General features: G+C 37.1%; 3 protein-coding genes. 1 reads left to right on the top strand and 2 read right to left on the bottom strand.

The annotated features are described in order from the left end of the window. Nucleotides 1–682 precede the first annotated feature (682 nt). Together ABIQ28_RS10905 and ABIQ28_RS10900 are read right to left on the bottom strand one after the other, a co-directional pair. The gene (locus ABIQ28_RS10905) at nucleotides 683–1,393 is read right to left on the bottom strand and encodes a response regulator transcription factor (RefSeq protein ID WP_348037184.1); all 711 of its coding nucleotides are present in this window, start codon (nucleotides 1,391–1,393) and stop codon (nucleotides 683–685) included. Between the two features lie 143 nt (nucleotides 1,394–1,536). Continuing rightward, a complete protein-coding gene (locus ABIQ28_RS10900; protein WP_348037182.1) occupies nucleotides 1,537–2,595 on the bottom strand; it encodes a histidine kinase in 1,059 nt (352 codons plus the stop codon). Between the two features lie 270 nt (nucleotides 2,596–2,865). Between ABIQ28_RS10900 and ABIQ28_RS10895 the strand changes: the two genes are divergently transcribed. Continuing rightward, a complete protein-coding gene (locus tag ABIQ28_RS10895; RefSeq protein ID WP_348037180.1) occupies nucleotides 2,866–5,130 on the top strand; it encodes a GH92 family glycosyl hydrolase in 2,265 nt (754 codons plus the stop codon). The last annotated feature ends 179 nt before the right edge of the window (nucleotides 5,131–5,309 follow it).

The following is a 5,309-nucleotide window of genomic DNA, read 5'->3' as shown; positions in this document are numbered from 1 at the left end:
GTTATGGTGGGCACAACAGAATTAAGAGAATTAGATTTTTCATTTTTTTTGTTTAGTCAAAAGGGAGAACTTTTATTAGTTTTCCCTTTTTTTTTAGTGAAACCCAAAACCCAAAAGCGAAAAGTATTGGGTTTTGTTGGTTGAATTAATCCCGCTTTTGGGCGGGATCTCAATGTATAAACTATCAAATCCAAAATTCCAAAACCCAAAAGTGAAGCGCTTTGGTTTGCTGATTATAGTTTGGGCTAATTGGGCTAAAGCCCTTTGTTCCTCTGCACTTCCGTATCCCGAGCTAAAGCTCAAGTGTATTGGGGATTAGTGAGCGCTATCTGCGGGAAACAATTAGAGTAATAAGGTTGTCTCAGCATAAAAACTAGGCGCGCAAAATTGCTCTCGATTGAACTTTGAATAGCTCGCAGCTTCAGCTGGGTGAATCTTATTTTGAAAATGGAAGTTTAAGCGAGCAGGAAGAGTGTCATCTTCCAAAATGAGCGTCATTTATTGGATGCTTAATAGCTAAGGAATTCACGAACTCCAGCTAATAATTAATGTTAAGAAGATTTAGTCGTCAGAAAAGCCAAATCGAGTCTCTGTTCTTTCCTCTTTCTTCTAAACGCGAAGTTGTGGTGAGCTTGTCGAAGTATCTCAATTCTTAATACTTCGTACTTAATACCAAGTATTTCTACATCGAAGAGTTCAAAATTTTCTCCTTTACTTCTTCAATATATGATCTCCCAATAACATAGCGCATGCCATCAATTTCAATGCTGTTGCCTTCAACGGCATCAATCTTACTGATGGAAATCGTGTAGGAGCGATGAATTCTAATAAAATCGGAGGGAGGCAATAATTCGGTAAAGTCTGATAGCGTGCTATGGATCATAAATCGGCCATTGGTGGTATTGATTTTCAAATAATCTTTCAGACTTTCCACCACTAGTATTTCATCCAAAAAAACCTTTTTCATTTTTTTCTTGTCAATCTTAAGGAAAAGAAACGGACGTGCATTTATGGGGTCTGAGGTAGGTTGTTTAATGTTCAATCGTCTGTAAAGTTTGTTTAAAGCATTCATGAACCTCGGGAACTCAAACGGTTTAACCAAATAATCCAGCACATCCAAATTGTAGGTTTCAATGGCATATTCCGTATAAGCGCTGGTAATGATAATTAAAGGTGGTTCTTTTAAGCTTTTTATAAAATTAAGTCCGTCCAAAACAGGCATGTTAATGTCCAAGAAAATCACATCAACTTTATGATTTTTTAAAAAATTCAATCCATCGATAGCATTATTGAAGGTCTTGACCACTTCAATGTCTTCAATTTGCTGTAAATAACTTTTAATTACATTAGCTGCCAGTGGCTCATCATCAATAATTAAACATCTTATTTTCATAGGTAGAAGGTTATTGTTTTAAAATAGGCATAAGTAATTCGCATATCGTCATTGGTTTTTGTGACTAGTTTTTGGATCATGCTCCTTTCATGCTTTTTATTTTAAGAATAATGGATTTTTTTGATAAAACCTAATCGTGAATTTTAAACCACTTTAATTTTAAGGTTTACCGTGAATTTTTCTGAGTCGCTGGTAATGGTTAGTTTATAATCGTTTTGATTATAGCCTAAATTTAATCTTTTTTTGACGTTTTCTAAGCCGATTCCGCTGGAATGGTTGACTTCGTTCTTGAATTCTGTAACCGCAGGCAAAGGATTTTTAATTGTAAAGTACAGAAAATCTCCTTCAACTGTGAAATCGATATCAATTTTAACAATACCAATATTTTTGTTGACGCCATGTTTAAAGGCGTTTTCAACAAAGGTCAGCAACAGGATGGGCGCTATGTTTTTTTCTTGGATGTCTCCAGAAATGGACATATTGATTTTAAGCAAGCCATCATGTCGTATTTTCTCTAAATCCAAGTAATTCTGAATGCACAGAATCTCATTCTCCAGGGATTGGCGCTCGTACTTTGTTTCATAGAGCAAATAGCGCATCAATTCTGAAAGTCTGAGGATGACTTTCGGAGTTTTATTTGATTTTTCAAGCGCTAATGAGTGAATGTTATTCAGTGTATTGAAGAAAAAGTGCGGCGATATCTGGGTTTTCAAAAACAATAACTCCGTTTCCAATTGGTTTCTTTCGAGATCGGCAACGCGTTTCTGTTCCTTCAAGAAATCTAAAGTCACTTTAATGGCCGTCACAAAAGTGATCACATAAAGTTCTCCAATCATCATGTCGACGGTATAGTTAAGGGTCAAGGCATTTATGGTTTCTGGACCCTCTGGCCAAACATCGTTGCTGATTAAAAAATAAGTGAGGTTGAATTTTGCAAGCACCATTAAAAAAATGGCGGATAAAATCAAAATACCATAAGACACATATTTCTTTTTGAACAAAAATTTCGGCATCAAGAAATAGATGTTGAAATAGCATAAAGCAATATGAATCGGAAATCCTAAAAAGTTTGTTTTTAAGGAATACAGGTAGTCATTAAAGTAAATTCCCCAACGAAAAGTGTTGAATAAAAAATAGACACACCAGAAAATGATGTGATGCCAAAATGATATTCTATAAAGCCTACCGGACTTAAAGTTCATGAAAGATTTTTTTTTTGTGATGTTCAGGAGAGTTAACGTGTCGTCCGTCTAAATTTATTTCAAATGCGGTTAAAATTATGAAAATTTATGCTGTGAACTCATCTTGCTTTTTGTTTTTAATAGAATAATGAGATCCTTCACAACTCGAAATTGCAAGCCAAGTTTTTTTTAAAAAATCAAGGTGTGTGAATTAAACGGGTTGTGTTGTGATTTTGGTCTATTTTAGAAATGTTAAAAACGAGATTTAATAATTTGGACAAAATTACCATTATGAAACAACTATACGTAATTGTTCTTTGCGCTATTTTAATAGTAAGCTGTAATAAAAAATCAGAAACTATTGGCAAAAAAGTAGAATTGATTAGCTACGTCGATCCTTTTATCGGAACTGGCGGCCATGGCCATACCTATCCTGGGGCTACAGTACCTTTTGGCATGTTGCAAGTCAGTCCTGTTAACGGCATTAGCGATTGGGATTGGTGCTCAGGTTATCATTATTCTGACAGTATTATCGTCGGTTTTAGCCATTTAAATTTGAGCGGAACCGGTATTGGCGATTTGGCCGATATTCTGTTTATGCCCACGAACAAAGCTCATGATTTAACTTTAAATCCAATGTCTCGTGATAGTCTGCCGTACAAATCATCGTACAGTCATAAAAATGAAAAAGCTACTCCTGGATATTATCAAGTGTTTTTGGAGGATTCCAATGTGAATGTGGAATTGACCACCTCGGAAAGAACGGCTTATCATAAATATACTTTTAAAGAAGGCGATGTGCAATCGATCATTGTCAATTTAGGATTCGCCATCAATTGGGATAGAGCGGTAGCATCGTCGTTAAAAGTTGAGGATCGCTACACGATTAGCGGCTACCGCTATAGTACCGGATGGGCACATAATCAAAAAGTGTTTTTCGTGGCCAAATTTTCAAAACCGATAGCCGATTATAAAATATATGTGGACGGTAAAGTTTTTGAAGAAGGCGAACATGATGGTATCAAATCGTCAGTTCAATTGATGTTTGATCCCAATGAAACGGGCACTGAATTATTTGCTAAAGTAGCCGTCTCTTCAGTAAGTATTGAAAACGCCAAAGACAATTTAGGAGTTGGCGGATTTATTTTCGATAAAACGAAAACAGATGCTGAAGAGTTATGGAGCACGGCATTATCTTCTTTTGACGTGGAAACGCCTACGGATTCTTTAAAAACCATTTTTTATACTGCCTTGTACCACGCTCAATTGGCGCCAGTGACGTTTAGCGATAAAAACGGCCAATTCAGAATGGAAAATGATAGCATCGTTACTGCCAAAGATTATACGGCCTATTCAACATTGTCACTTTGGGATACCTTTAGAGCAGAACATCCGTTGCTGACCATCATCGCTCCTGATCGCGTTTCTGATATGGTCAACTCGATGTTGGCGTATTACGAAGTCAAAAAAATCTTACCAGTTTGGACCTTGTACGGCAATGAAACCAATACCATGACAGGTTACCATTCCATTCCTGTGATCGTTGAAGCCTATAAAAAAGGCATTCGTGGTTTTGATGCTGAAAAGGCCTTTGAAGCGATGAAAACTACGATGATGCAAGATGAACGTGGCCTGAAATATTATAAAAAATTCGGTTATATTCCTTATAATTTAGTCGATGAATCGGTTACGATAACCTTGGAGTATGCTTATGACGATTGGTGTGTTGCAGAATTGGCGAAACTATTGGGTAAAGAAGACGATTATCAATTTTTCTTAAACCGTTCCAAAGCTTATCAATATTTATTTGATAAAGGCAGCGGATTTATGCGTGGTAAATCGGAAGATGGCAAGTCATGGAACGAACCGTTTGATCCGAAACATTCCAACCACCGCGAACAAACCGATTATACCGAAGGAAACGCATGGCAACACAGCTGGTTTGTGCCGCAAGATGTGGAAGATTTCATCCGTCTTCATGGAAGCGATGAACTATTTGCAAGTCGTTTAGAGCAATTGTTTACCGAGAGTTCTGAAATTACCGGCGATAATGTTTCCGCAGATATCACAGGACTTATCGGTCAATATGCACACGGTAACGAACCAAGCCATCATATTGCTTATATGTTCAATCATGCCAATCAACCTTGGCGCACGCAATATTGGGCACGTCATATTATGGACACGCAATACAACACGACTCCAAATGGATTGAGCGGGAATGAGGACTGCGGTCAAATGAGCGCTTGGTATGTGTTGAGTTCTGTCGGATTGTATCCAATGAATCCAGCGTCGGGCGACTATGAAATTGGAACGCCTATTTTTGAGAAATCAACTATTAATCTTCCAAATAAAAAGACTTTTATCATAGAAGCTGAAAATGTTTCGGATAAAAATTTCTATATCCAGTCAGCAACTTTAAACGGAAAAGACTTTAACAAAACGGCTATTTCCCACGAGGAGATGCTAAAAGGAGGGACTTTGCATTTTGTCATGGGGGCTCAACCCAACAAAAAATGGGGAATCAAAAACGCCCAACCAACAACAAATAACTAGTAGTAGATGGATATTATTGATATTTCGATTATAGCCGTTTACGTTATTTTAACCTTGGGCGTCGGCATTTGGATTTCAAAAAGAGCATCCAAAGGCTTGGATTCTTACTTCTTAGGAGGTAAAACCATCAAATGGTATTATTTAGGATTGAGCAATGGCTCGGGAATGTTTGATATTTC

It is taken from the genome of Gelidibacter sp. (assembly GCF_039916245.1).
Taxonomy (GTDB): Bacteria; Bacteroidota; Bacteroidia; order Flavobacteriales; family Flavobacteriaceae; genus Gelidibacter.
The sequence above is the reverse complement of the archived record's forward strand: the minus strand, read 5'-3'. Positions and strand labels throughout refer to the sequence as shown.

What these genes read in the sequence shown, in the direction of transcription:
- ABIQ28_RS10905 (WP_348037184.1), bottom strand. Translation starts at nt 1,393, where the DNA reads ATGAAAATAAGATGTTTAATTATTGATGATGAGCCACTGGCAGCTAAT.
- ABIQ28_RS10900 (WP_348037182.1), bottom strand. Translation starts at nt 2,595, where the DNA reads ATGAACTTTAAGTCCGGTAGGCTTTATAGAATATCATTTTGGCATCAC.
- ABIQ28_RS10895 (WP_348037180.1), top strand. Translation starts at nt 2,866, where the DNA reads ATGAAACAACTATACGTAATTGTTCTTTGCGCTATTTTAATAGTAAGC.